This is a genomic window from Neolewinella lacunae (genome assembly GCF_014349155.1).
Taxonomy (GTDB): Bacteria; Bacteroidota; Bacteroidia; order Chitinophagales; family Saprospiraceae; genus Neolewinella; species Neolewinella lacunae.
This window is the reverse complement of the sequence record NZ_JACSIT010000136.1, coordinates 23,961-50,518: the sequence shown is the minus strand read 5'-3', so window position 1 is coordinate 50,518 and position 26,558 is coordinate 23,961. Positions and strand designations below refer to the sequence as shown.

At 58.6% G+C, this 26,558-nt stretch carries 20 protein-coding genes; 13 read left to right on the top strand and 7 right to left on the bottom strand.

Going from position 1 to position 26,558, the window contains the following annotated elements:
• Window positions 1-182, bottom strand: a 182-nt coding sequence (locus tag H9S92_RS14750; RefSeq protein WP_187464702.1) for a hypothetical protein, incomplete at its 3' end; no start/stop codon positions are given.
• A gap of 198 nt (window positions 183-380) precedes the next feature.
• On the opposite strand from H9S92_RS14750, the gene H9S92_RS14745 reads away from it, so the two are divergent.
• The 3 genes from H9S92_RS14745 (at window position 381) to H9S92_RS14735 (ending at window position 3,620) form a co-directional block, all read left to right on the top strand.
• Window positions 381-755, top strand: coding sequence for a BlaI/MecI/CopY family transcriptional regulator (locus tag H9S92_RS14745; RefSeq protein ID WP_187467469.1), 375 nt, complete (start codon window positions 381-383; stop codon window positions 753-755).
• 3 nt (window positions 756-758) lie between these two features.
• On the top strand, window positions 759-2,804 hold the full coding sequence (locus H9S92_RS14740; RefSeq protein ID WP_187467468.1) for a M56 family metallopeptidase: 2,046 nt from the start codon (window positions 759-761) through the stop codon (window positions 2,802-2,804).
• Window positions 2,805-2,936: 132 nt separating this feature from the next.
• On the top strand, window positions 2,937-3,620 hold the full coding sequence (locus H9S92_RS14735; protein WP_187467467.1) for a hypothetical protein: 684 nt from the start codon (window positions 2,937-2,939) through the stop codon (window positions 3,618-3,620).
• Window positions 3,621-3,766: 146 nt separating this feature from the next.
• Here H9S92_RS14735 and H9S92_RS14730 read toward each other — a convergent pair whose 3' ends face one another.
• The 3 genes from H9S92_RS14730 to H9S92_RS14720 form a co-directional block, all read right to left on the bottom strand.
• Entirely contained in the window at window positions 3,767-4,711 is a 945-nt protein-coding gene (locus H9S92_RS14730) for an NAD(P)-dependent oxidoreductase (RefSeq protein ID WP_187467466.1), read from the bottom strand.
• A 402-nt stretch (window positions 4,712-5,113) separates the two neighbouring features.
• On the bottom strand, window positions 5,114-8,401 hold the full coding sequence (locus H9S92_RS14725; RefSeq protein WP_187467465.1) for a GEVED domain-containing protein: 3,288 nt from the start codon (window positions 8,399-8,401) through the stop codon (window positions 5,114-5,116).
• Window positions 8,402-8,887: 486 nt separating this feature from the next.
• Window positions 8,888-9,760 (bottom strand): universal stress protein, encoded by an 873-nt coding sequence (locus tag H9S92_RS14720; protein WP_187467464.1) that lies wholly within the window; start codon window positions 9,758-9,760, stop codon window positions 8,888-8,890.
• A 370-nt stretch (window positions 9,761-10,130) separates the two neighbouring features.
• Between H9S92_RS14720 and H9S92_RS14715 the strand changes: the two genes are divergently transcribed.
• The 3 genes from H9S92_RS14715 (at window position 10,131) to H9S92_RS14705 (ending at window position 13,084) form a co-directional block, all read left to right on the top strand.
• Window positions 10,131-10,988, top strand: a complete 858-nt coding sequence (locus H9S92_RS14715; RefSeq protein ID WP_187467463.1) for a universal stress protein — start codon at window positions 10,131-10,133, stop codon at window positions 10,986-10,988.
• 431 nt (window positions 10,989-11,419) lie between these two features.
• Window positions 11,420-12,190: a hypothetical protein gene (locus H9S92_RS14710; RefSeq protein ID WP_187467462.1), complete on the top strand. Its 771-nt coding sequence runs from the start codon at window positions 11,420-11,422 to the stop codon at window positions 12,188-12,190.
• 18 nt (window positions 12,191-12,208) lie between these two features.
• The gene (locus H9S92_RS14705; protein WP_187467461.1) at window positions 12,209-13,084 is read left to right on the top strand and encodes a universal stress protein; all 876 of its coding nucleotides are present in this window, start codon (window positions 12,209-12,211) and stop codon (window positions 13,082-13,084) included.
• Between the two features lie 236 nt (window positions 13,085-13,320).
• Here the strand turns inward: H9S92_RS14705 and H9S92_RS14700 are convergent, their stop codons facing one another.
• Window positions 13,321-13,695: a hypothetical protein gene (locus tag H9S92_RS14700; protein WP_187467460.1), complete on the bottom strand. Its 375-nt coding sequence runs from the start codon at window positions 13,693-13,695 to the stop codon at window positions 13,321-13,323.
• Between the two features lie 538 nt (window positions 13,696-14,233).
• Here H9S92_RS14700 and H9S92_RS14695 point away from each other — a divergent pair.
• Entirely contained in the window at window positions 14,234-15,247 is a 1,014-nt protein-coding gene (locus tag H9S92_RS14695; protein ID WP_187467459.1) for a hypothetical protein, read from the top strand.
• Between the two features lie 444 nt (window positions 15,248-15,691).
• Here the strand turns inward: H9S92_RS14695 and H9S92_RS14690 are convergent, their stop codons facing one another.
• Entirely contained in the window at window positions 15,692-16,108 is a 417-nt protein-coding gene (locus H9S92_RS14690; RefSeq protein ID WP_187467458.1) for an OsmC family protein, read from the bottom strand.
• Window positions 16,109-16,356: 248 nt separating this feature from the next.
• On the opposite strand from H9S92_RS14690, the gene H9S92_RS14685 reads away from it, so the two are divergent.
• The 5 genes from H9S92_RS14685 to H9S92_RS14665 all read left to right on the top strand — a co-directional run bounded on the left by H9S92_RS14685 (window position 16,357) and on the right by H9S92_RS14665 (window position 23,924).
• Complete coding sequence (locus H9S92_RS14685; RefSeq protein WP_246463893.1) at window positions 16,357-19,263, top strand: WD40/YVTN/BNR-like repeat-containing protein; 2,907 nt, start codon at window positions 16,357-16,359, stop codon at window positions 19,261-19,263.
• Window positions 19,264-19,435: 172 nt separating this feature from the next.
• Window positions 19,436-20,032 carry a Uma2 family endonuclease gene (locus H9S92_RS14680; protein ID WP_187467457.1) on the top strand — a complete coding sequence of 199 codons (597 nt, stop codon included), beginning with the start codon at window positions 19,436-19,438 and terminating at the stop codon, window positions 20,030-20,032.
• 184 nt (window positions 20,033-20,216) lie between these two features.
• Entirely contained in the window at window positions 20,217-20,813 is a 597-nt protein-coding gene (locus H9S92_RS14675; RefSeq protein ID WP_187467456.1) for a Uma2 family endonuclease, read from the top strand.
• Between the two features lie 507 nt (window positions 20,814-21,320).
• Window positions 21,321-21,917, top strand: coding sequence for a Uma2 family endonuclease (locus H9S92_RS14670; RefSeq protein ID WP_187467455.1), 597 nt, complete (start codon window positions 21,321-21,323; stop codon window positions 21,915-21,917).
• Window positions 21,918-22,055: 138 nt separating this feature from the next.
• Complete coding sequence (locus tag H9S92_RS14665) at window positions 22,056-23,924, top strand: M61 family metallopeptidase (protein ID WP_187467454.1); 1,869 nt, start codon at window positions 22,056-22,058, stop codon at window positions 23,922-23,924.
• Window positions 23,925-24,258: 334 nt separating this feature from the next.
• Here the strand turns inward: H9S92_RS14665 and H9S92_RS14660 are convergent, their stop codons facing one another.
• The gene (locus tag H9S92_RS14660; RefSeq protein WP_187467453.1) at window positions 24,259-25,206 is read right to left on the bottom strand and encodes a diacylglycerol/lipid kinase family protein; all 948 of its coding nucleotides are present in this window, start codon (window positions 25,204-25,206) and stop codon (window positions 24,259-24,261) included.
• 356 nt (window positions 25,207-25,562) lie between these two features.
• Here H9S92_RS14660 and H9S92_RS14655 point away from each other — a divergent pair, with 356 nt between their 5' ends.
• Window positions 25,563-26,495 (top strand): ABC transporter ATP-binding protein, encoded by a 933-nt coding sequence (locus tag H9S92_RS14655; RefSeq protein WP_187467452.1) that lies wholly within the window; start codon window positions 25,563-25,565, stop codon window positions 26,493-26,495.
• Window positions 26,496-26,558: the final 63 nt, after the last annotated feature.

Here is a 26,558-nt window from a genome sequence, read left to right as displayed (position 1 = left end):
TTCAGCGCGCGCCCTTCCTCGTGGTAGATGGCCGTGGCTTGTTGGTTGCTATACTCGATCTCGCCGAAATAGTCGCGCCGGGGGGCACCGCCCGCCGGGGTCTGGGTCAGCTTACTGCCGCCCGCGCCATACACGATGCTGTGGGTACCTTGGGGATTGACGATGGCGGTGGGGAGGTTCAAGTGATGGGCAGATTTGAAGGGCAAACGATGGACCAGACCCGGGTGGTATGACCGGCCCATCCTCCCCCATCCCCAAATCCTAAGAATCCTCATCCAGACAATGCGTACAGCCCCCAAACGTTAAAAAACGACAATTGTAGTACTCCCCCTTGCGCAGTATTACACTTGTAGTATATCTTTGGCCCAAACTACTGCCCCATGCCTGATTTGCCGATGCCTTCGGAGGCCCAATTGGAGATTCTCGACCTGCTCTGGCAGCAACAACCCGCTACCGTCCAGGACCTGCACGAGCGGCTGGCCGACCGCCGGCAGGTGAGCTACAACACCGTACTCACCCAACTGCAGCGCATGGCCAAAGCCGGTTTTGTGCTGCGCAATACCGAGCAACGCACCCACACCTACGTCGCCGCCCTGCGCCGCGAGCAGGTGGAGCACCGCCTGTTTGACCGCCTGGCCGACACCGCCTTCGGAGGCAGCAAAATCAACCTGGCCCTGCGTGCGCTCGGCAACGAAACCCCCACCGCGCAGGAGCTGGACGAACTGCAAGAATGGATCAACCGCCAAAAGAAATAAGCCATGGCCCTCCCCCCTACCCTCCTGCCCCTCGCCACGGCCTTCGGACTGGCCCTCTTGCACAGTCTCTGGATTGGCGGACTCCTCTACGCCGCCGTACGGGCCATTTTTCCGCTGCTGGGCAGCCCCGCAGCGCGGCACAACGTGGCCTACTTCGCCCTCTGCCTGCTGGCCGTGGGTTTTGGCCTGAGCTACTACCTCGTTTACGAGCCCAACCCCGTATGCGAACCCCTCGACGCCCTGGCCGCAGCGCCGCCCGACCTATTACTAATGGCCAGCACCGCGCCGCCCAGCACCTGGTTGGAGTGGTTCGAGGACCAAATCCCGACCTTCGCCCCCTGGCTTTCCCTACTCTATTTCTTAGGTCTGCTGCCCGCAGCGCTTTACCTCGTCCGCGACCAGCAACGGGTCGATACACTGCGCCGCACCGGGCTTAGCGACTTACCCGGCGCCTGGGCCGAGCGCCTGGGTACCGAGCTGGCCAGCCACCCGCTCACGCGCCGCGTCCGTTGCCACCTGAGCACCCGCGCCGGGGAGGTCATGACGCTGGGGTTTTGGTCGCCCATCGTCGTTTTTCCCGTCGCTTTGGTCAATGACCTGACGCCCGAAATGGCCCGCACCATCCTGCTGCACGAGATCGCCCACCTGCGGCATTTCGACCACTGGCTGAACTACCCCCAGCAAGTGCTGCGCACCTTCTTTTTCTACCACCCGGCCGCCTACGCGCTCAGCCAGCTCATCGATCAGGAACGGGAGCACCGCTGCGACGATTGGGTAGCCGCCCGCTGCGAAGACCGCCGCACTTACGCCACTGCCCTGGTCACCGTCGCCCGGGCCTCCCATTATCCCCAAAATTCTTTAGTTATGAGCGCCACCAAGACGCCTTTTTCCGCCCGCATCCAACGCATTTTTGTCGGGGAGCAACGCCACCAGGAGGGCAAAATCCTATTCTCCGGCCTCCTTTTTCTGCTGCTCGGTGCCGGCCATTTCAGCGTCCTCCATTTGGGCGCTGACGCAGGTGCAGTGGACTGCCAAGACAGCAAAGTAAGTCCAATCAACACCCCCACGCCGCCCCCGGCAAGTTCCCTGGCGACCCTGGATTCCGTACCCGCCCCAGCTGCTACTCCGGCCCCCGAACCCGCCAGCAGCAGCGCCCCGGCCCCGGCACCCGTCGCCCCCGACCAGAACCCCTGCGCCGACGCTCCCACGCCGCCCGATTCCCAAGACCCCCGCAGCCGCGCCCTCTACGAACGGGCCCTGAAAAAATACCAGGCCGAACACGGCATCACCCCGCCCCGCAATTCCGCAACCTGGGGATCTATCGGCGTAGCGCCCAACGCGCCCTACCCCGCGCCACCCGCACCTCCCAGCCCCTGCCTGAGCGTCGCGCCAACACCTCCGCCCGCCCCGGCTCCCCGCGTCGGCGTCGTCGTGATGGCACCGCCCGCGCCCCCCGCGCCACCGGCCCCGCCCCGGGTGCGCGGCAGCCAGTCTGGACTACAATCCGTCCCCCAGTTCAAACTCCTGGCACCCGGCGTACTGCATAGTGGCCCTACCGACACCATCCCGCCCCGCCGCAGCGGCCAACTGAAGGGACAAGCCACCAACAACAACGCCGTACGCATCGTCACCCCCAACCCCAACACCGAAAACGTTGTCTTTCTCGTCAATGGCGTTGCCGTCGCCAGCCCCAACACGGTAAACCCTAATGACATCGCCGAAATCAACGTCATCAAAGACCCGGAACAACTCGCCCTGCGCGGCTACGCCGGCAAAGAAGGCATCGTAGACATCCAGCTCAAAAAAGGCAGCGTCTCTCCCACCCTGCCCGTCACCCGCCCTTCCACCCCGGTAAGCCCAGATGCCCCCTTCGCTACCGCAGAAAAAATCGCCTACTTCATCAACGGTCAGCGCAGCACCGAAAAAGAAGTCAACGCGCTCGATCCCGACAAAATCACCCAGATCGAGGTCTACAAAGATCAAAAGACCCTTCGTGCCCGCAAGCTCAAAGGATACGATGGCATTGTGGAGGTGCGGACCAGGAAGTGAATGAGCGAATGAGTGAGCACGAAGTACTGCGCAGCAAATGAGTGAATGCGTGAATGAGTGACCGCCGTAGGCAGCAGCGTAGCTAATGGCTGCCGCACGGGACACGCTGCCGCTGAGCGAATGCGTGAATGAGTGACCGCCGTAGGCAGCAGCGTAGCTAATGGCTACCGCACGGGACACGCTACCGCACGCGACACGCTGCCGCACGGGATGGGTGTGACATTTATGAATTTTCATCTTTCGCAAAAGCCAGCGCAGTTACGTGCAGCAGTAAGTCACGCGAGGGGCAGCAGCGCAGATATTGGGTTCCTTAGGTTAGGCGTATTACCGGATATAAATGACATGAAGAATAAGAAGTCCGTTTTCCTGTTCCTGATGGCAGCCATGCTGGGTATATATTTTGGCCAAGCAGATATATTCGGCGTAATGCAAAGCCTACTGATTCTTTTTTTCATTGGATTCATTGGCTTTATCGCATTAATTTCCGGGCTTTTTAACAACAACTCCAGGGTCATTAAAATAAGTGGCTTAATGATTTTATTAGCCATCACCTCATGCATTAGCACTTCATCTACCAACTTCATTAAAATCACTGCCAAGAACAATACGGCGGAGCAAATAATCCTAGACCTAGCACATTACAAGGATCTACACGGCTCCTACCCAAACGACTTGCAAGCCATAGGGTACGAAGTGGACGTCTTCAGTTACCGAACGGATTCAGCTACTTCAGAATTCCGGTTGATGTACTTAGTTGATGGATGGCACTTTAGAGATTATTCCAGTAAAACCGAAAATTGGCGCGAAGGAGATTAGGAGAAAAACGAAAAGACAACATGGTTAAAGTGACTACCTTTTGGCAACACACCATACACTAGACGCTAGCGAGGTCAACTAACAACTCCCTCGCCTGCCACGTGCGGTAGCCATTAGCTACGCTGCTGCCTACGGCGGTCACGCATTCACTCCTTAAACCCTGCACAAATCTTAGCAAAAAGCGTCCGGGCGTGCCCTTCTTCCGCTTCTGCGCTCCAGCCGGCGATGTGGGGGGTAAGCACGGTGTGATCGCTTTGGCGGAGGTACTGGAATGGAGCGGGCAGGGCGTCGGGTTCGAGGTGGACGAAGCTTTGCTCTTCGTACTCGTGGACGTCCAGCGCAGCGCCTAAGATTTTGCCGCTTTGCATGGCCGCTACTAAGTCGGCGGTATTGACGGCCAGGCCCCGCGCGGTATTGATGAGGTAGAAGGGTTTGGCGAAGGCGTCAATCCAATCGCGATTGACGTAGTAGTGGTTGCCCTCGAGAAAGAGGTGGAGGGAAACGACGTCGGCTTCCGCCTGGATTTGTTCGAGGCTGGCGGCGGCAGCGAATTGGTCGCCGTAATCCTGGCGGAATTTATCGTGCGCCAGTACCCGGCAGCCGAAGCCTTGCAGGCGGCGTGCGGTCATTTGCCCCATGTTGCCGTAGCCGATGAGCCCCACGGTGAGGCTGCCGAGTTCCGTCCCGACGTTGCCGCGGCGGACCCAACTCCCCTCCCGCACCTGCCGATCGGCCCGCCCCAAATGGTTGAGCAGCATGAGCAGCATCCCCACGGTATGCTCCGCCACGGTGTGTTTACTGCCTTCCGGACTGTTGAATACGGTGATGCCCTTGCTGCGGGCGTAGTCGAGGTCGATGTGGTCCGTCCCCACCCCCCAGCGCGCGACGAACCTGAAGTTTGGTCCCGCGGCATCGAGCAGCTCCCGGTCGATGTTGAGCCGGGAGCGGACCATGAGCCCCTGGTAGTTCTTCAGCTCCGTCAGTACTTCGGCCCGGGGCAGGGCGCTGAGGTCAGCAACGGTATGGCCGGCGGCTTCGAGGGCCTCGCGGAGGAAAGGGTGGGCGGCCTGGTCGATAAATGCGATGTTCATGGGGCAAAGGTAGCTTGGAGGGCGTTTTTGGAGCTTCGCTCAATTTTTGAACCACTAAGAACACGAAGAGGGACTAAGAGAGCTTCGCTCTTTTTTGAACCACTAAGAACACGAAGAGGGACTAAGAGAGCTTCGCTCTTTTTTGAACCACTAAGAACACGAAGAGGAACTAAGAGAGCTTCGCTCTTTTTTGAACCACTAAGAACACGAAGAGGGACTAAGAGAGCTTCGCTCTTTTTTGAACCACTAAGAACACGAAGAGGAACTAAGAGAGCTTCGCTCTTTTTTGAACCACTAAGAACACGAAGAGGGACTAAGGGATTTTGCCCTTAGTGTAACTTAGTGCTCTTAGTGAACTTAGTGGTTCAAAAAACGCTCCGCAGGAGCCCTACGCGTGGAGCCCTAAGGCTGCCGGAGGAAGGCCTCCGTCCAGTCCCAGTCGGCGGCGCGGAGACGGAGCAGGTAAGTGCCGGCGGGGAGGTCGTCCACCGCTAGTTCAACCTGGTTGGCACCTGCGGCCGCGCCCAAACTGCCCTCGCGAACGAGCTGCCCCCAGGCGTTGTAGACGTGCCAGGAGACGGTGGCTGGATTGGGCTGTTGCCAGGTGAGTTGAAGCGGCCCATTCTGGTGCGGATTGGGGAAAAGGCGGGCGGCGCGTTCGTTGCTGCCTGGCCAATCCACCCGGCGGATGGGGCTGTTGCTGCGGGTGACATCGTAATCCACGGCGGTGATGCGGTAGTAAGCCAGGGGCGCGCGGACGGTGGTGTCGAGCAGCGTGTAGTCGGCCAGCGGGCGGTTCTGCGCAGGCAAGGTACCGATGGGTGAAAATGCGTCGCCGTCGGTGGAGCGAAAGACTTCAAAATGGCTGACGCCCGCTTCGGCGGCGGTGGACCAACGCAGGCTGGCCGCGTCTTTACCCAGCGGCCGGGCGCTGAAGGTGACCCAATCAAGCGGCAGCAGACACTGCCCGGCCCCGTTGCCGCAAACGATGCGTACTGTGTAATCTTCTACTTCGCCGAAGGCGGAGCCGCAGGGGCTGTTGAAGGTTTCGGAGTAGACGGCGCGCACCCGCAGCGTAGTGACGCCCTCGGCGGTGCCGGGGGGCACGGTGAAGGTGCCCGTGCCCTGGTGGTTGGCGTTGGGCACGGTAAAAGCAATCGCTTCGCTGGCATCGAACGTGCCGCTGCGGTCGTAGTCGATCCAGGCGTGGAGGCGATCGATGCCGAAAGAAAAGCCCAGGCCGGCGGTGATGGTGTACTGGTTGCCGATGGTCAGGTCGGTGCTGATGCTGCGGAAATCGGAGTAGTTGGTTTGCCCGGAGGCGTTGTCGATGGTATTGAGGCCCACGTAATCGAGGTAATCGGCTCCGGTGCCGGCGGCGCCTTCGGCGAAGCAGTAGCTCAGGTTGGCCACGCCGCCCGAGCAGCCGCAGTTGTTGTCGTAGGTCTCGCCGGAGGAGAAGGCGTCGCCGTCGTCGCAGGGCGTACCGATGAGGCTGTTCTGAAAGTTGGGGCAGAAGTCGAGCACGTCGCAAACACCGTCGTTGTCTCCATCGGGGGAGGACGGGGTGCAGGACTGGATATTGATGGCCGCCTCGAGCACGCCCCGGCCGTGGGTGCCCACGCGGATCAACTGGGCGGCGTACTGGATTTCGATGTCTTCCACGCGGGTGTTGGGCAGGTTGCCGTAGGCCAGCCAGTCGGTAAGGCTGGGATCGCGGTAAAAGACGCCGACGTCGGTGCCGACGAAAATGGCCCCGGGGACGTCGTGGTAAAGCTCCAACGCACCGGTGGAAACGTTGGGGAGGCTGCCGCTGATGTTGGTCCAGGTGGCCCCGGCGTCGGTGGAGACGAATACTTTTTCGCCCGTCGTGTAGCCGGCGGTGGAGATGTAGACTTTGTCGATGTCGGTGGGGTCGGCTTCGAGGTCGGAGATATTGCCAGCGGGCAGGTTGCGGGTGATCCAGGTGTCGTTGAAGGTATTTTTAACGTAGAGGCTGCCGCCCGCCACGGCGTAGATGCGTTCGGGGTTGGCGGGGGAGATGGACAATTCCTCCAGGTTGCCGCCGCCGGCCAGTTCCCCGCTGATGGCCTTCCAGGAGCTGCCCCGGTTTAAAGACTCGTACACCCGGCGGAAGCCCGCGATGAGGCGGTTGGGGCTGGCGGGATCGATTTTGTAGGGGGTTTCCCAGGCGCCGTCGTAGTTCACCGCTGCGGGTTTGATGCCGGAATTGGAGCCATTTTGCCAGCGGTTCATGCTGCCGAACTGGTAAGACCAGTAGCGGATGCCCGCGTCGGTGGGGTCAATTTCCTGGTTCATGCCGTCGCCCGTGCCGGCGTACTGGAGCCAGTCGCCGTTGCTCTGGCGGAAGACGTTGCCGTTGTCCTGGGAACCACCGCCGACGATATTGGCGTCGGTTTGGGCCACGGCAATGTCGTAGTACTGCGTGATGGCCAGTCCGTCGGAAAGGTTGACGAAGTGGTTGGCGGAGATCAGGTAGCGGTAGAGGCCACCGTCGTTGCAGTAATAGACGGCGTCGGGTTCCAGGGGATTGACGAACATGTTGCGCTGATCGACGTGGATGAGCGGCAGGCCGTTGTTACCGAGCCAGTGGCTGATGGCAGAAAAAGTGGCTCCGCCGTCGTTGCTGCGGTAGGTATCGAAGTTGCCGGAGAGGATGATGTCTTCGTCGAGCGGAGCGAGGGTGAATACCTCGTTGCTTTCGGCGAAGGTCTGCGTAGTGGGAAAGGTGACCCCGCCGTCGGAGGATAAGTGGAGGGTTTGGCCGTGGCGGGCCCAGAGGCGGTCTGGGGCCAGGGGGTGGGTGGCGAGGAAGACGGATCCGCCGCCGAAGTTTTGCAGCTGGGTGAAGGAGTTTCCGCCGTCGGTACTGCGCAGCAGGCGGCCGTTGTTGGTGCCCACGTAGACCTGGTTGGGATTACCGGGTTGGAGGCGCACGTCGAAGCAATTATCGGGCAATACCTGGGCCACGGTAGTGAAGCCGTTGGTGGTACGGTAGACGCCGTTGGCGGTAGCGACGAACATCCGCTGGGGGTTGGTGGGGTCGGCTTCCATCCAGTAGATCCGGACGTCGGAGGAAAAACTGAAGGCCAGGCTGGTGGGAGCCCAGGTGGTGCCGCCGTTGGTGCTTTTGTAGACCCCGATGCCGCTGGGGCCGTACCAAACGTGGTCGCTCACGGCAATGTAGAGGGTATTGGGGTTTTGCTGATCGACGATGATGGCGGAAACTGCCAGGAAAGGGAGCTCATCGCCCAGGGGAACGTAAGTCCGCCCACCATCTGTCGTGCGCCAAATGCCCCCGATGGCGGCACCGACGTAGAAGGTAAAGACGTCCGTAGGATGAAAGGCCACGCAGGTCGTCCGCCCCAGCCCAATCTGCACGCCGATGTAATCGGTGTAGTTGATTTCCGTCCAGGGGACGTTGGCGTAGGGGTTGAGCAGTTTTTCGTCGGCGGAAGTGGCTTTGCGGCCGTAAGCGGTGGGGTCGCCGAGGGTGCCGTCGGGGTTGAGGCGGCCCTTCCAGAAGGATTGCCAGCGCATGAATTTGACGTACTCGCCGTCGCGGTGGGGCCCACTGCTGAGGTCTTTGGGCGTCAGGCCAGGGTACTTGTTTTGGAAGTACCGCTCGCCTTCGGCCACAACCTGGGCGTAGTTGCGCGTGCTGCGCATGATTTGCTCCAGAGAATTTTGCCCAAAGGCGCTAGTGGTAAGGAGGAGAAGAGACGCAAAAAATAAACGGGACAGCCAATGTTTCTTCATGATGGGTGTGGGAAAGTTAATGCCCCAAAGATAATCGGCGAGGGGGACTATTCCGTTTAGCCGCGCTTTTGCTTGGGAGCTTCGCTCTTGCTTTGAACCACTAGGTACAGGAAGAGGGCTTCGCCCCCTATTTTGAACCACTAAGGACACGAAGAGGTACTAAGGCATTGTCACACTCGGGGCTTCGCCCCTCTTTCTGAACCACTAAGGACACGAAGAGGGACTAAGAGAGCTTCGCTCTTTTTTGAACCACTAAGAGCATTAAGTTATACTAAGGGATCTTGCCCTTAGTGTAACTTAGTGCTCTTAGTGAACTTAGTGGTTCAAAAACCGCTCCGCAGGAGCAAAAGTTAGTGAACTTAGTGGTTCAAAAACCGCTCCGCAGGAGCCAAAACCTTACCCTACCGGCTCAAGGGCATAAGTCTGGCTAATGACCAGCAGCGGCAAAGAAGTAATCCCGGCCGATTCCAGTGTTTCGCGGTGGGAAAACCAGCGGGCCCAGCCCTTGCGCGGCAGTTTGATCATCACCAGCAGGTCGTGGGCATTGTTTTCCAGGTAATTGAAAATGCCGTCGGTGACGTCTTCATTAAATACGGTGGTGAAGGTGGCACCGACGCCGCCGTTGGGCTGTTCGAAGGCCCGCCGGAACAGGTCGAGGGCTTCGGGGGATTGCCCGTTTTCGGGGTGGTGGACGTGCAGGTAATTAAACGTTGGCGCGAAGGCGGAGAGGGCGTGGTGCAGGCGGCGGGTGCCCGTCAGGTCGCTCTCCCGCAACGCCGTCGCGAAGCAGATGGACTTCAGGGGTTGGAAAGTGGCCGTAGCGGGTAAAATCAGGATAGGCACCTGCACCTTGCCGGCCAAAAAGGCGGCGTTGGTGCCGAAGAGGCGGTCCCAGCCGTCGTGCACGCCGTGGGTGCCCATGACGATCAGGTCCGTCGGGAAGGTGCTCAGGTACTGGTCAATGCCCTCCCACAGTCCGAGGCCGGTAACTGAACATGCGACCACCGGGGGAGCGTTCAGGTTGGGAGTGAGGTCGCTTACGCCGGCGGCCAAAAAGGCGTCCAGTCGTTCCTCGGCCTGGGCTTGTTGCACTTGCGTCACGTCCAGCAAAAGGTGGGCGTGCACGGAGGCGTCGGTCATCGCTGGCAAGCAGTGCAGGAGGTGAACGCTGGCGGATAAATGATCCGCCAACTGCAGGGCGTAGCGGTAGCTGGCGGCGGCGATTTCGCTGAAGTCAACGGGCACCAGGATGGATCGGATGGCGGACATAAGCAGTGGTTTGGTCTTTCCACAAAACTCGGTCGGCCGCGCACGGGGTTCGCTGATGCGGCGCAGGGAGCAGGCTGATCTTGGTCATTTTGGGTGTCCATAAGTGATCACGGCGAGCGGTTTGGGGCTTGGGCGCGGACGCAGGTGCTCCCCCCCGGCCCCCCAAAGGGGGGAGTCATGACAAGGAGCAAGGGAAGTCTGGGCCGGGACCTTCATTGCGCTTAAACGACTTGCGTGGCACCTGCGGCCGCGCCCGAAAAAAAGTTCTGCCCTGCAAAATGGGCGTTCCGAAATAAATCATTGGTGACGGTGATATCCATCAGCGTCGGGGCCCGCAAATGCCCGGAAATTTGTGCAAAAGCGAGTGACTATGCAAAAGATTATTGTACCCACCGATTTTTCCGCTACGGCTTCTGCGGCGCTGCGTTACGCCCATTTTCTGGCGCGGGCGACTGGTCTGGGCCTGGACATCATCCACGTCCACGACGGCTACGGCCACACCGAAGGCGTGAACGTGCGCAAGGGCGACCTGGAGGCCCACATGACGGCCCAGCGCAAGATTGACGAATTCGTCCGCTTTACCCTGAAACTCCCCGCCGATGCGCCGTTGAGCGCCAGCGAGGTCATCATCAGCAGCCGGGAGGTGACGGGGACGCCCGTGGAAGTCATCGTCGCCGCCAGCCGCGAGGAAGGCAGCCGCCTGGTGGTGATGGGGGGCGTGGGTACGGGGGTGGTCAGTCCCGTAACGCCCCTGTTTGGCAGTGTGGCGCGGTCGGTAGTAGAGCAAGCGGCTTGCCCCGTGCTGGCCGTTCCAGCTGGCTACGACGTTCCGGCGCTGCACCAAGTCTCCATTGCTTACGAAACGGTGGATGGCCTGCGGGAGACGAGCGCGGGCTTTGACTTTTTGCGTACTGCGCTGATGCCGACGATGCGGATGGTCCACGTCCGCAAAGCCGGTGCGGAGGCCGAGGCCTACCACCTGGCCGTGGGCGGCGACCAACAGCCCGAGACCGAATTTTTGGATTACCCAGCGGAACTCGACCTCCTGGAGCCCGGCGCGACGGCTCACCAGCTGTTGGAATACACGGAGCAGGAAAACATCGATCTGCTCATTCTGGGCCGCCGGCAGCGGGGCATGTTCAAGCGGCTTTTCGTGTCTTCGGCCATTACGCCGCTGCTGAATTACTCGGCTGGCCCCGTTTTGGTGATTCCCATCAGCGATTCTTGAGTGGCCGCTCGCTAACTGTGCTTCTTCGCCTTGAAGAAATGTACATCGACCCAGTAGGCGCTAGGTCCACCTTATTTTACCTCTCCCCCGGCCCCTCTCCACAGGAGAGGGGTGACCCTCTCTCGTCTTTTTTTGTTTGATGGAAATATTTACAGTACCCAGAGCAAAGGATGCAGACCCTATTCAAACGAACCAATGCAAATACACAACCATTTGAAAATCAACTAACTAAGACAGTATAATCACGGCTCCCAGGTCACCCCTCTCCTACGGGGAGGGGACGGGGGAGGGGTCTTGAAAGCGACTGAAAATTAAAAAACTTAAACAAAAATAAGTGTCCATTAAAAGCGATGGGTCCAATGTCCATACTGAAATCACAGTAATTCATAGACCCGACCCACCACTTTTGGGACGGATAAAAAACGCCCACCATGCTACCTACTGCTAAGTTTACTCCACTAGTGCTGTTGTTGCTGCTGGCGGGCCTCACCAGCCGCTGCTCCGAAGACCAGCTCATCGAAATGGATACGTTGGAGCGCGACCTGCTGCTGACCTGGCTGGCGCTGGAGCGGGCCGACAGCAGCCGGTTGATCACCTACAACTCGGCGGCCCAGCAACACTGGGCGACTTTGCGCAACGACTACCGCTCGGCGGCCCTGCAAGCCACCCTGAGGCAATCGGCCCTCCGCGTGGACTTCTGGATGCTGAGCCTGCGCAAGGCCGTAGAAAGCAGGCAATCCGAGCGGGCCATTACCGCCATCAGCCTGATCCAGAACGAAATTCGTGCCCTCCGCCCGCAGTACGGGCTGGACAGCGCCACCGACCGGCTGTACGACTTTTACCACCAATGGCAAGAAGTGGTAGCCACCAGCAACGACCCGATGATGTGCCTGCTGGAATGGGGAGAATACGAAGAGCAGTACGAAGTGGCGTTGGGCAGCTGGCGGGCCTACCTGGCCGCCCGGCCACGCTTTTCCGATACCCTCTTCCCGGGCTACAGCCAAAATGCGACGGCTTCGGAAAACGCCTCGGTGGCGCTGACGCAGGAGCTCGAAAATTTTGCCCTTGTGCTGGAGGGTGCGGACCATACCCTGGCCGCTGGGCCGAGCCATGCGATCAACCAACGCTTTTTTGATTACCTGGCCGTCGTGACGGCCTACCCCGGTGCTGCTGCTGCTGCTGCTGCGCCGAGTATGCGCTAACCAATAAATTTATCCACCATGTCCAGCATTCTTATTCCCGTAGACTTCAGTTATCCCTGCCACAACGCCTTCCGTTTTGGCTTGCAGTTGGCGCAGGCGTTAAAGCTGGAAGTAGTACTTGCCCACTATTCGCTGGGGTCTTTGAACCCGGGTCAGCCCCTGGTTTTTACGGGCGACGGCAGCCTGCGCGATTCCTCGTTGGAGCGGCTGCGCGACTTTGCCAAATCTTCCGGTGCGGAGGAAGCGGACGACGCTCCGGGGCTGGAATTTCCCGCAGGTGTTACTGTGCATTACGAGACGGAATACGTCTTTTCGGTATCGGCCTCCATCATTGCGCGGGCGAGCAAGCCGGACATTGCCCTGGTGGTGATGGCGACGCGGAGTTCGAAAAAGCTGTTGGACAAGTGGCTGGGGAGTACGTCGACCACCGTGAGTGAAGCTTGCCAGCGGCCGGTGTACCTCATTCCGGCGGACGTAAAATACCGGCCATTCCAGAAAATCGTGGTGGCCAATAATGATACTTCGGCGGAGACTTATCCCCTGGGGCAAATTGAGGGCTTGGCGACTACTTTCCAGGCGGAGATCCACTTCGTACACGTGGAATGGCCGGACCAATTTGCGCCGCTGCGTTTTGTGCCGTGGCGCTTGATGGAAAAGCTGCACCGCGAGGCTCCGGCCGATGGTCGCTACCCCTACGAGGTGGTGACGGTGGAAAACCAGGACGTTACGGCAGGATTGCTGGAGTACGCTGCTACTGTGGATGCAGACCTGGTGGTGATCGTCAATCGCCTGCGCAACCGCTGGCGTTCGCTACTGGCAGCGACGCTGACGCAGAACCTGGCTTTGCGGGCGGAGCGGGCGGTGTTGGTGTTGCATACTGAGGAGGGGGGTTAAGATTTACAATTTACAATTCAGCATTTAACATTTTGAATTGGCTGCCGCAGGGGATAGCGCTTCCACGGTGAGCGATGGTTTCTAATAGCCATTTGATAGACGATAGACGATACTTGATTTTGCTGACGCGAAGGATAGACGATAGACGATTCTTGATATTTGATTTTGCTGACGCACGAGATAGACGATTCTTGAGGTTTGATGTTTGATTGGGCTGTTGTGTGGGATTTCCATTTCTAAAAAGATGCGCGGTACTCTACGGTGATTAAGATGGCCAGGATGAGCAGTTCGAGGGAGAAATAGGCAATTCCGAGGGGCGTAAGTTGGGAGAAGTGGCGTACGACCAGGTAGATGCTCAAGGCACAGTACAGTGCATTGGCAAGCATGATGATGCGGAGGTAAGGTTCCCAGTTTTGCCGCAGGAGCCAGTGGCAGAGCAAAGAATAGCAAGCGAAAATGGCGGCCGGGGCGGCCAGGATCCAGAGGATGTCTTTGGGCATGCCAAACAGTGGCTGCCAGGCGGGGAGGATGAGGCCCAGGCAGAGGGTGGAGAGGAGGGCGCCTAGTCCGTCGAGGAGGAGGAGGGATTTGGGTTGGGGGGTGGGGAGCATGGATCGTTTGTTGCTTGCAGTTGAGGCTTGGTATCTCCTGCGAAAAATACAAATTTGCCCCAACGAGTTACCGGCATCGCGCAGATAAAGCGTGACGATGGAAGTTTGGTCGTTATGAAGTAGAAAACACCTAACAAAGGAAGCTTTTTGTTGGCCCATGTTTTAGAGCGTGTCTAAATTTTTACTTCCTGATAACCAAGCAGTTTGCTACGCAGTACTTCGTGCTATGAACCTGGCGTCACAAAAAATGGCTTACGTAGTCCACTATGCGCGCAATTTTTTGTCTAGCCAGAATCATAAGTCATTGATTATCAGTTCTTAAAAATTTTAGACACGCTCTAAGCTTAGGTAGGAGGCTGCTGCGCAGCGGTTTTTGAACTACCAGGCAGCACCTTGGATAAACCACCCGAAAGAATAGGTATAAACACGCAAATTTAGTGGCTACACTTAACTCGTAGCTACGGAGGCCCTAAGTTTGAATCGATGGTGCTCTCTCATGAAGTACAGTATTCTTTAACCCATCCTCAAACCATACGCCATGGCTTTTCAGAATCACAGGCCCGCCGCACCCGGCTGGATCGGAGGCTTCGAGCAATCGAACCCCGCCTTTGCTTACCCGCATCCCGACCTTTCCTCTCTCCCGATGCAAGCAAACCTGACCCACATTAATTTACTCCAACGGCAACAGGGGGTACAGTGGCCAGAATTCAGTTGGCAGACGATCAAGGGCATCCCGGATTCCCGTTGTTTTCAGATGTTCTCCCCTTACATTTCCCGACTGGGGTATACCAACACCGGTAAGATATACTCCATCATCTGCCCACAACAGGGCGCCTGGATTAAGGGCTTCGGCACGCTGAACGTGGAAGTAACCGTAACCGGCAACCGGGGCTGGGTCAACGAAGACACCCGGGAAATTGCGGCGGATATGACGGTAGACCCGAAGATTTGGTTCAGCCCCGATGCCGTGCAGAGTCCCCTGGGCAAGTTCATCTGGGATAGCTTCAGGTTACTGTCGGCCGCTTGGCCTTTCCCAGACAGTAAGCAGCACGCCATTCAACTGAACACGTACGCTCCGGGCTGCCCTGAACAGCCCATTTTCCCCTTACTGAGGGGCACCGCAACGGATTTTCAATCCCCATCCTTTACCGATCATTCTTCGGAAGCCTGGAGTGTTGGGAACCTGGAAGTAGAAATTGGGACACCAAAACCCACTACCTCCAAATTCGTCGATGACTTTAATGACCTCGTAATGAAGGCTTTCAACGTGGCTTCTGGCAACATGCTGGAACCGGGGAATACCCTGGCCTGGAACGTCTGGTTCGTAGCGCCGGAGTTGGTTGATCAAGACGAATGGGCGCACCACGCTGAAATATGGCGCAAGTCCATTGATGTCGATCACCGGGCGCCTACGGGTTCGGGCACGATCGCCCGCTTTTATGATGGCACGCCCTTCACCGTTGAAGACGCGCTGATCGAAGAAGCCGTTCAGGACATCGTCAAGTTTATTACCGGGCATCTGATGGAGGCGCGCCATCCGATGGTGCATTAATGGCTGAATGGGAAGAAATAACTGAGAACTGTCCTTTCTGGAGACAGGGGCTGCTGCGCAGCGCATTTTTGAACCACTAAGGACACGAAGAGGGGCTAAGATGTGGCAGGAAAACCTGGTTGAGGATATCCCAACTCAAATAGGAAGAACCCGGCTGAGGGTGTCCCCACCCGAACATCCACGTTCCGGGTAGAGACACCTCATATCCAGCACATTTTACGTTTTTTGAACTACCCGTTGGAGCTTCGCTCTCTTTTGAACCACTAAGGACACGAAGAGGTGCTAAGACAAATGGGGGAGGAGCTGCTGCGCAGGTTTTTTGAACCACTAAGGACACTGAGGCACACTAAGATTTTGAACCACCAAGGACGCTGAGAGGGGAAGATTCCTTAGTCCCTCTTCGTGTACTTAGTGGTTCAAAAACCAGATCGAAGATCCTAAAACTCAAGCGTTCTCCAGCGTATACTCCATGGTGATCTCCGTGTTCAGCACCTTGGAGATGGGGCAGTTTTCCTTAGCCTTTTGAATGATCCCGTCAAATTCCTCCGCTTCGATACCGGGTACTTCTGCAGTGACGGTAAGGTGGCTACCTACGATGGTGAGGTTCTGAAAATCCACGGCACACTCGGTGTGGAGTTTACCGGGGGTATGGCCTGCCTCGGTGAGCATGTTGCTGAGGGCCATCGTGAAGCATCCGGCGTGGGCGGCGGCAATGAGTTCTTCGGGGTTGGTACCAGCGCCGTCTTCAAACCGACTGTGGAAGGAGTAATTGTGTTGGTTGAGGGTTTTGGACTTGGTGGTGAGGGTGCCTTTGCCGTCCTTGACGGTTCCTTGCCAGTCGGCAGTTGCGGTACGTTTCATGTTTAACTTGTTTTTTATCCGGACAGTATCGGGAGGCAATATGTTCGCAGCTCCGGGCCTTCTTTGACGCGGAAAGGCTGGTCGCTCGGCAAAATACCTTGCTGGGTGCGCGCGGGGCGGCGCAGCAAATCCTGTTCGCTGCCTTATCTTTCCCCCCTTCGCCTGGGCCGTCGGTAAGCGCCTCCCTCCAGCGGGCCCACTTCCGATGGCTTCACCTCCCACTCAGCTTCGCGGATCAAAACCATACCATGAAATTCTTTCCCCTGCTCCTCCTTTGCTCCTTGTTCTTGCCCGGCACCTGCGTCAGCGCCCAAACGGACGGCCCCCGCAGCCAAAGCGCGACGCCCGCCACGGTGCGCAGCCAGGCCTACCAACAACGCCAACAGCTGCAAAGCAACAGCCCCGCCGCCGGCCTGGCCTTCACCAATATCGGCCCCAGCATCATGAGCGGACGGGTGGCCGACGTGGCCGTGGACCCCGCCGACCCCACCCACTTCTACGTAGGCTACGCCAGCGGCGGCCTCTGGGAAACCAAAGACAACGGCATCACCTTCCACCCCCTGTTCGATGACCAGGCGGTGATGACCATCGGGGCCATCGACGTGCACTGGCCCAGCAAAACCATCTACGTCGGCACCGGCGAGGTCAACTCCAGCCGCAGCAGCTACGCCGGCAACGGCCTCTACAAAAGCAGCAACGGCGGCAAAAGCTGGACCCACCTGGGCCTCGACGAAACCCACCACATCGGCCGCGTCATCGTCGATCCCAAAAACGCCAACACCGTCTGGGTCGCCGCCCTAGGCCACCTCTACACCACCAACCCCGAACGCGGCGTTTTCCGCACCACCGACGGCGGCAAAACCTGGGCCAAAACCCTCTTCGTAGACGATAAAACCGGCGCGGTCGACCTCATCCGCGACCCCCGCAAGCCCAACGAACTCTTCGCCGCCACCTGGGAACGGCAGCGCTGGGCCTGGGACTTCCAGGAGTCCGGCCCCGGCAGCGGCATCCACCACAGCAAGGACGGTGGCATCACCTGGACGCGCATCAGCAGCGAAAAAGCCGGTTTCCCCACCGGCGAAGGCGCCGGCCGCATCGGCCTGGCCATCAGCTACGACGGCAGCGACAAACGCCACCTCTACGCCAGCATCGACAACTACTTCCGCTACGATAAGCCGGTAGACCCCACCGACGAAACCCTCACCAAAAACCAGCTGCGCAGCATGACCAAGGAGGGATTCCTGGCCCTCAAACCTTACCAGATCGACGAATTCCTGCGCGGCAACGGCTTCCCCCGCAGCCTGACCACCGATGCAGTGCGCAGCAAAATCGAAAAGGGCGAAGTGACCACCGCCCAGCTCGTCGAATACCTCGAAGATGCCAACAGCCTCCTGTTCGATAAACCCGTCAAAGGATTCGAACTCTACCACAGTATCTCCGACGGCAAAAACTGGACCCGCACCCACGAGGATTACCTCGATGGCATTTACTACACCTACGGCTACTACTTTGGCGACATCGCCGTTCATCCCGCCGATCCCTCCACCGTCTACGCCATGGGCGTGCCGATCGTGAAATCCACCGACGGCGGCAAAACCTGGAAAGGCATCAACGGCGATAACGTCCACGCCGACCACCACTACCTCTGGATCAACCCCGCCCGCCCCGATCACCTGATCAACGGCAACGACGGCGGCATCAACATCAGCTACGACGGCGGCAAAAACTGGCGCAAGTGCAACAACCCGCCCCTGGGCCAATTCTACGCCGTAGCCGTCGATAACCACCCCGATGGCTACCGCGTCTACGGCGGCCTGCAAGACAACGGCACCTGGCGCGGACCGGGCAGCTACGAGGCCAGTCCCGGCTGGATGCAGGAAGGCGAATACCCCTACAAAGCCCTCTTCGGCGGCGATGGCATGCAGGTGCAGGTAGACCCCCGCGACAATGAAACGGTCTACGTCGGCTTCCAATTCGGCAACTATTACCGCCTCAACCCCAAGGAAAACACAACCAAGCCGATCACCCCCAAACACGAGCTCGGCCAGCGCCCCTACCGCTGGAACTGGCAAAGCCCCATCCTGATCAGTCCGCACCAACCCGACATTTTCTACCTCGGCTCCAACTACCTGCACCGCAGTTTCAACCGCGGCGACGACTTCAGCATCATCAGCCCCGACCTCACGGCGGGCGGCAAAAAAGGCGACGTGGCCTACGGTACGCTGACGACCATCGACGAAAGTCCGCTGCAATTCGGCCTGCTCTACACGGGCAGCGACGACGGCCGCATCAACCGCAGCAAAGACGCCGGGGCCTCCTGGCAGCGCATCGACGCGGGCCTGCCCCAGAACCTTTGGGTGAGCCGCGTGGAAGCCAGCCACCACTACACCAACGTGGTCTACGCCACGCTGAACGGCTACCGCAACGACGACTTCAGCAGCTACGTCTACCGCAGCGAAGACGCGGGCCAGACCTGGACCAAGATCGGCAACGACCTGCCCGCCGAGGCCGTCAACGTCATCGTCGAAGACGACACGACGCCCAACCTGCTCTTCGTGGGCACCGACCACGGCCTCTACTTCAGCCTCGACGGCGGCAATTCCTTCGCCGCCCTCCACAATGGCCTGCCCGCCGTGGCCGTGCACGACCTCGTCATCCAGCCCACTACCAAAGACCTCATCGTCGGCACCCACGGCCGCAGCCTCTACAAGGCCAACGTCGCCCTGCTCCAAACCGCCGCCAGCGCTGGCCCCGCCCTCACGCTGCTGCCCCCCACGCGGCTCCGCTATTCCGGGCGCTACGGCAGCCAAGGTTTCGATTTCACCACTATCGAGCCCAGTGTCAGCTTCCAGGTCTATCATCCGGGCGCGGCCGCAGGTGCTACGTTGCGGATAACGAGCAAGGGAGGGACCACGCTTTTCACCCAAAAAATTGACCTCATCCCCGGCATCAACGCCATCCCCTATGACCTGAGCTTCGACCTCGCCCAGGCCAGCGCCCTCGAAACCGAGCTCAACAAGAACCGCAAGGAAGACCAAAAGCCCATCACCGTCAAAGCAGCCGAAAACGACAAATTCTACCTCCGCCCCGGCAAGTACACCGCCGAACTGACCGTCGGCGACGAAAGTGTAAAGGCGGAGTTTGAGGTGAAGTAACCCTACTCGATACTGGCTGGCCGCCGCCCATCCGCTACAGCTTTTGCTGACGTAGTCACAACAGTTCATCGGATGCGTCGTCGGTCAGCCAGCGGAGTTAACCAAAGCCCCGGCCCCGGCGTTTAAAGACAGCACGTAAGAAACGGCAGACCATAATTAACCCGTCATTTGCATGTTACTCGAAATCAAGATTCCCGCCAGCGAAGTAGCGCTCACTTTTCCCAACGGCCTCAGTAACGAGGCTTTTGAAGAACTGTGTTTTGCCAACCAAGAGCTGGTCATTGAGCGCGAGGCAGATGGCAAAATATCGATTATGTCTCCAGTATCTCTTAACAGTAGTGAACACGAAGCTGAGTTCATTGCAGATCTCACCCTTTACGCGCGTAAGCACGGCGGTCGTTCTTTCAGTTCCCAAGTGGCATTTACGCTTAAGGATGGCGCTATAAAATCTCCGGATGCAAGCTATCTTTCGGAAGACCAACTCGTGGGTTATAGCAAAGAAGATTTTGATCACTTCGCTCAAATTGTCCCCCTCTTTGTAGTGGAAGTTGTTTCCCCTTCAGATAAAATGTCAGATGCAGTAAGCAAAATGACGGAGGTGTGGATAAAGAACGGCGTAGCGCTGGCCTGGCTGGTGGACGTAGAAAATGAAAAACTCTGGATTTACCGCCAGAACGGAACCGTTGATTTGATCGAAGGCTTTGATCAAAGCGTAACGGGGGAGGACGTACTGCCCGGGTTTAGTTTCGATTTGCGGCTGTTGGTTTGAAATCTGCTTGCTGGCACAACATTACCGCTCATCCGTACGGCAGTCGCAAAAGTTCAGCGGATGCGTCGGTGGAGGCGAAGCGACTGCGCAGCCAATATGCAGCAGCCAACTTAACTAATGCCCGGCCCCGGCGTTTAAAGACAGCACGTAAGAAACGGCAGACCATAATTAACCCGTCATTTGCATGTTACTCGAAATCAAGATTCCCGCCAGCGAAGTAGCGCTCACTTTTCCCAACGGCCTCAGCAACGAGGCTTTTGAAGAACTGTGTTTTGCCAACCAAGAGCTGGTCATTGAGCGCGAGGCAGATGGCAAAATATCGATTATGTCTCCAGTATCTACCCTGAGCGGCCAGAATGAATCCGTATTCAACGGTGAGCTGTACATCTACTGCCGCCAGTTTGGGGGGCACAGTTTCAGTTCCAGCACCGGCTTTACCTTGCCCGATGGTTCCGTCCGCTCTCCTGATGCGAGCTACGTTACGGAAGCAGCAATGGCCCTCCATTCCAGAAAAGACCTCCTGCGCTTCGCCCCCATCGTCCCCCTGTTCGTTGTAGAGGTAGCCTCCCCATCCGATCAGTTGGCGGAATTGGCGTTGAAGATGTCGCAAGTCTGGATTAAAAACGGCGTAGCGCTGGCCTGGCTGGTGGACGTAGAAAATGAAAAACTCTGGATTTACCGCCAGAACGGAACCGTTGATTTGATCGAAGGCTTTGATCAAAGCGTAACGGGGGAGGACGTACTGCCCGGTTTCGCTTTTGATTTGCGGCTGCTGCGGTAGAGGAGGCCGAGACCTTTCACGTGAGGTCGAGACTTTCCACGTCGAGGGGGGCATGAGGGTTTCTGCTGCGACGTAAAACGTCTTGACCTCACGCAAAAAACTCCAAGCAACTCCATGCTTAACTCCATGCAACTCCATGGGCTAAAAAAAACCTCGCCGGACGGGACGTCCGGAACCGGGGCAGCTGCGACGTAAAACGTCTTGACCTCATCTGACACTACGACGTAAAACGTCTTGACCTCACGCAAAAAACTCCAAGCAACTCCATGCTAGCATGAAATACTGCGAAGCAAAACTCCATGCAACTCCATGGGCTAAAAATACCTTGCCGGGCCGGGGCAGCTGCGACGTAAAACGTCTTGACCTCACCTGACACTGCGACGTAGAATGTCGGTCCCCAGCGGCGGAGCGGGGCTCAACCCTCAACAGATTAGCCCCCGAGTAACCAAACCCCAACCCAAAGCGTTAAAACAAAGCAGCAGCATAAGCCAAGTTAAAAAAATCCCCGTGCCACTAGAACTAACCATCCCGGAAGCAGAGGTGGAGTTGAACTTCCCCACAAGTCTTAGCAACGAGGCTTTCGAAGCCCTGTGCCTGGCTAACAAGGAATTGCTCATTGAACGTGATCCCGACGGTAAAATCAAAGTGATGTCTCCAGTATCCGGAAAAAGTGGCAGAAGTGAACTAAAATTTAACGGCCAGCTGTACAACTATGTGGTGGAACACGGTGGGGAATCCTTCAGTTCGAGCACGGGATTTGCGCTGCCGGATGGATCCGTAAAATCACCAGATGCCTGCTACGTAACCGCGTTGCAGATGGCAAGCCTTACCGAAACAGACCTCAACCATTTCGTGCCTTTGGTGCCGGATTTTGTGGTAGAAGTTATTTCTCCCACGGACCAACTCAAGGCTGCCGCTGCAAAAATGACCACCGTTTGGATAGCGAATGGCGTCCGCCTAGGCTGGCTGGTCGACGTAGAAAACGAAAAACTCTGGATTTACCGCCAAAATGGTACGGTCAGTTTAGTGGAAGGCTTTGAACAAGTCGTAACGGGGGAGGACGTACTGCCCGGGTTTAGTTTCGATTTGCGGCTGCTCCGGTAGCAGAAAGCGAAACCTTTCCCGCCGAGGGGGTATTGCGACGTAAAAGGTCTTGACCTTGCCTCCTGCCCCCCCCTGCACCTGCGGCCGCGCAAAAACCAAACAAGCCCCGTACATTGGCGCTCGCTAACCCCCATTCCGATGCGCCATTTACTTAGCTTCTTCCTTTTTGCTGCACTGCTCCTGGCCGCTTGCCCGCTCCGGGGGCAGCTCAACTGGGTAGCCAGCCACCCGGCCACCATTACCTATACGCTCGATCTGGAGAAGGTCCAGCAGCACGAGTTGCGTATTCGGGTGGATTTCCCCGCCGTCCGGCCCGGCGTCTTTACCGTGCGGATGCCGCAGGCCAGCCCCGGCCGCTACGCCACCCATAATTTCGCGAAAAACGTCTACGACCTTCGCGCCTACGACGCCAACGGCCAGGCCATTCCCATCTCCCAGCAAGACCTCGCCGAATGGGCCATCGCCAACCACGGCGGGGCGGTCCGCCTGGAGTACACCCTCTTTGCCAACGGTGGTGACGGTACCTACTCGGGCATCGACGACCGCAAACTCCACCTCAACATGCCCGCCAGTTTTATCTACGGCGAGCAACTCAATGACCGCCCCATCCTGCTGAAAATCAAGGACGGACAACGGCCAGATTGGACGGTAGCCACCCAGCTGGTGGACCTCGGGCAGCGCCGCTTCGCCGCCCCTAACTACTACTACTTTTTCGACTCGCCGACCCTGGTGGGCACCATCATGCGCGATAGCTTCCGCGTAAGCAACCCCGATGGCAAAGTACAGACCATCGAACTGGCCATGATGCACGAAGGAACCCGCGAAGCCTTCGATGCCTACCTGGCCTGGACGCGCGACATCGTCTTGACCCAACAAAAAGTGTTCGGCGAATTGCCCGATTTCGACTACGGCAGGTACACTTTCCTCTGCAGTTACAACCCCTGGATTGGCGGCGACGGGATGGAGCACCGCAACTCCACCGTCTGCTCGGCCTCCGTAGGGCTGGAGGAGTACGCCGACCGGCTGATCGGGACGGTCAGCCACGAGTTTTTCCACTGCTGGAACGTGGAACGCATCCGCCCGGCCAGCCTGGAGCCCTTCGAGTTTGACCACGCCAACCAGAGTGGAGAACTGTGGTTTGCCGAGGGCTTCACGAGTTATTACGATGATCTTTCGCTCGTCCGGGCGGGCATTCTTGCGCCGGAAGACTACGCCGAGGGCCTCACCGGGCAGCTCAATTACGTCCTCCTCCGTCCCGGCCGCCAGCACCGGGGGCCCGTGGAGATGAGTCAGCAGGCTCCCTTCGTAGACGCCGCAACGGCCAATGACCCCGACAATTTTGAGAATACCTTCGTCAGTTACTACCCCTACGGCGCCACCATCGCCCTGGCCCTCGACCTGGAACTGCGCCGCAAAGGCCACACCCTCGACGAACTGATGAAACTGGTGTGGGAACGCTACGGAAAAACCGAAATCCCTTACCACCTGCGGGACCTGCAACTCGCCCTGGGCGAAATCGTACAGGACCAAAACTGGGCCCAAGAGTGGTTTGCCCGCCACATTTACGGCAGTGCCCTACCCGACTTCCCTAGCCTCCTGGCGGAATACGGCCTGGAGCTGAAGCCCGTGCAACAAGACAGTGCCGGATTCCTGGGCTTGCGCCTGCGGGAGGAAGATGGCCGCATGGTCGTCCGCAGCCGCATCAATGAAAACAGCCCCCTGTACGCCACCGGCCTGGACCAGGACAGCAAGATCCTGCGCCTGAACGGAATAGAGATCATTTCCCAGGCCGCCTGGGATACGGCCGTGGCGGGGCTGAAACCGGGCAAGACCTACGCGCTGGCCTTCGAGCAAATGGGGATAGAAAAAACGGGAAATTTTGTGGCGGCGGCCAGCCCGGAGTTGGTCCTGCGGCTGGCGGAAAAAGCAGGAAAAAAGGATTTGCAGCGGCGCCGGGAGTGGTGGGGAGGAGTAAAGGGGGAAGGGAGTAAAGGGGGAAAGGAATAATGGGGGAAGGGAGTAAAGGGGGAAGGGAATAAAGGGGGAAAGGAATAATGGGAAAGGGGGAAGGGCGTACAGTACCACTATTCAGTATCTTTCGAGTATTGCCTTTCCTGACCCCGGCAGGGGTCGAACCTTAATAACCCCGGATGGAGGATGCACCGCATCCGGAATCCGGGGTACTCCCGCGAGGCGGAGGATGCACCGCATCCGGAATCCGGGGTATTCCCGCGAGAAACAGGACGGGACGTCAGGAGCCAGGGAAGCCCCCAAATGCTCAAAGGGGGAGAAGAAACTTACTCAGGTGGCTTCGGGCGGACGATCCACTCGATGGTTCTCGCTACCCCCGCCGCCCCGCCGGCACCACTACCCGCAGGCGACGGTGATCCAAACGAACGGTAACGGGCCCGTAGCCGAGCCATTCGCCGTCGGCTTCGAGTTCCAGGGTACCTTGGGTGGGGGCCACGCCGACCTGACTGGCGTGAGCCGTTACTACTCCGGGTACGCGGCCGATGCTGGCCGTGTAAAAGCGCCAGGCGTGGAGCAGAATTTTGGCGATGGAAAACTCCGGGGCGAAAGTCAGGGCCAGGTCCGGCCGTTCAGGGTCTGCCTGGGGCACCAGGCGCATCCCCCCGCCGTTGTAGCGGCCGATGCCGAAGTTGACGGTATGGACGGGCCCCTGGAAGGCCTGCCCGTCGTAATCGATGCGCACGGTGGGTGCGGTAAAATCCCGGAGGTAGGCCAGGGTCAGCAAGGGATAGAGCAGGCGGTGCTTGAAGCGGGCTTTTTCGGCGCGGCGCACCACTTCGGCGTCGTAGGCCATACCGGCTACGTTCAGGAAGCTGCGGATGGCGGGCATGCGGGGGCCGGAGGGGGTGCGGTAGTAAACGAGGTTGCCGATGGCGTGGTCGATCCAGTGCCCGGCGTGGAGCGTGGCCAGCCAGGCGGAGAGCTGGCGGGGGGTGCCCAGGGTGCGTACCCAGTCGTTACCCGAACCCAGCGGGAAGGGGGCGTAAAGGACGCGCTCGACATTGCCCGCCGCCACGATGCCGTTGAGGATATCGTGGTGGGTACCGTCTCCGCCGACGCCCACCAGGCGAAGCCGCCCGGCGCGTACGGCGGCTTCGGCCAAGACGGTCAGGCTGTTTTCGGCGTCGCTCTCCGCCCAGGTCATGCCGGGCAAGGCGGCTTGCAAACGCGGCAGCAGGCGGGCCCACTTGCGGGCAGCGCGGCCCCGGCCCGCCGCAGGGTTTACCAGGAAGTGCCAGTGAGGAATGGGTGGTTTCACACGTGAAAGTTAGGAGAGGGAAGTGCTAGTGGTTGAGGAATGAATTAGGGCTTAGCTTGGGCGAAGTGATCGTGGTGCTGAACAAGTGGACGAAACGCCAGCATAGCCGACTTATGGTGGCGTTTTGGCCAGGCCGTTCAGTGCCGCGAGGACAAGTCCAAGCTAGATCATAATTCGTTCTTCAACCACTAGGGTGGTCGCTACCTGCAGCTCAAGTCGACGATTGACGGAAATTGGTCTAAAGATGCAGCAGGTTTGGGGTAAATTTCGCACTTTGCGCAGTGCAAACCGAATGTTGAGGGATTTTCGTTTTTCGGTTTGCTGTTGTTCAGACTAACACGCTAAACTCCGCCACTATGTCTTTCGTCCCCATCATAGAAGTAAAAAACGTCCGCAAAGCCTACGGTGAAAAGGTGGCCGTCGACGATGTGTCTTTTGCCATGCCGCCGGATGCAATTCTGGGTATGCTGGGGCCCAACGGTGCCGGGAAGACCTCGCTGATCCGGATGATTACCACCATCACGGCACCCGATGCGGGGCAGATCTTCTTCCACGGTGAGCCCCTGAGCGGCTACCACCCCACGCAAATCGGGTACCTGCCCGAAGAGCGGGGCCTCTACAAGAAAATGTACGTCGGCGAACAGCTCGTCTACCTGGCCCGCCTCAAAGGCATCGACCAAGCCACCGCCGAAAGCCGCGCCAAAGAATGGCTGGCCAAATTCGAACTGGAAAACCACTGGACGAAGAAAGTCGAAGAACTCAGCAAAGGCATGCAGCAGCAGGTGCAGTTCATCGCCACCGTATTGCACGATCCCAAGCTGCTCATCCTCGATGAACCCTTCAGTGGCCTCGACCCCGTCAACGCCACCCGCATGCGCACCGAAATTTTGCGCCTGCACCACGCGGGGACGGGCGTCATCTTCAGCACCCACCGCATGGAGCAGGTCGAGGAACTCTGCGAATTCATCGTCTTGATCAACCACGGGCAGAACATCCTCAACGGAAAGGTGAGCGAGATCCGGCGGCGTTTCCAGGACAACCGCTTTCACCTGGAATTCAATGGCAGCCTGCCTGCGGGTATGGGCGACTACTTCCAACTCCTGAACCCCACCCCTTCGGGCGTCGATGTGCAGTTGAGCGCGACCCAGACCGGCAACGACCTGCTGCGCTACCTGCTCGACCACAACGTCCACCTCATCACCTTCCGGGAGTTGCTGCCCAGCCTCAACGAAGTCTTCATCAAGCAAGTCACCAAGCTCGGCCCGGAGGCCGCCGCCCCGGCAGTTTAATCCAGACCCGGCCCTGGCCTTCCCCGGCTCCTCCCATCCCCTGCCCTGCACCTGCGGCAGCGC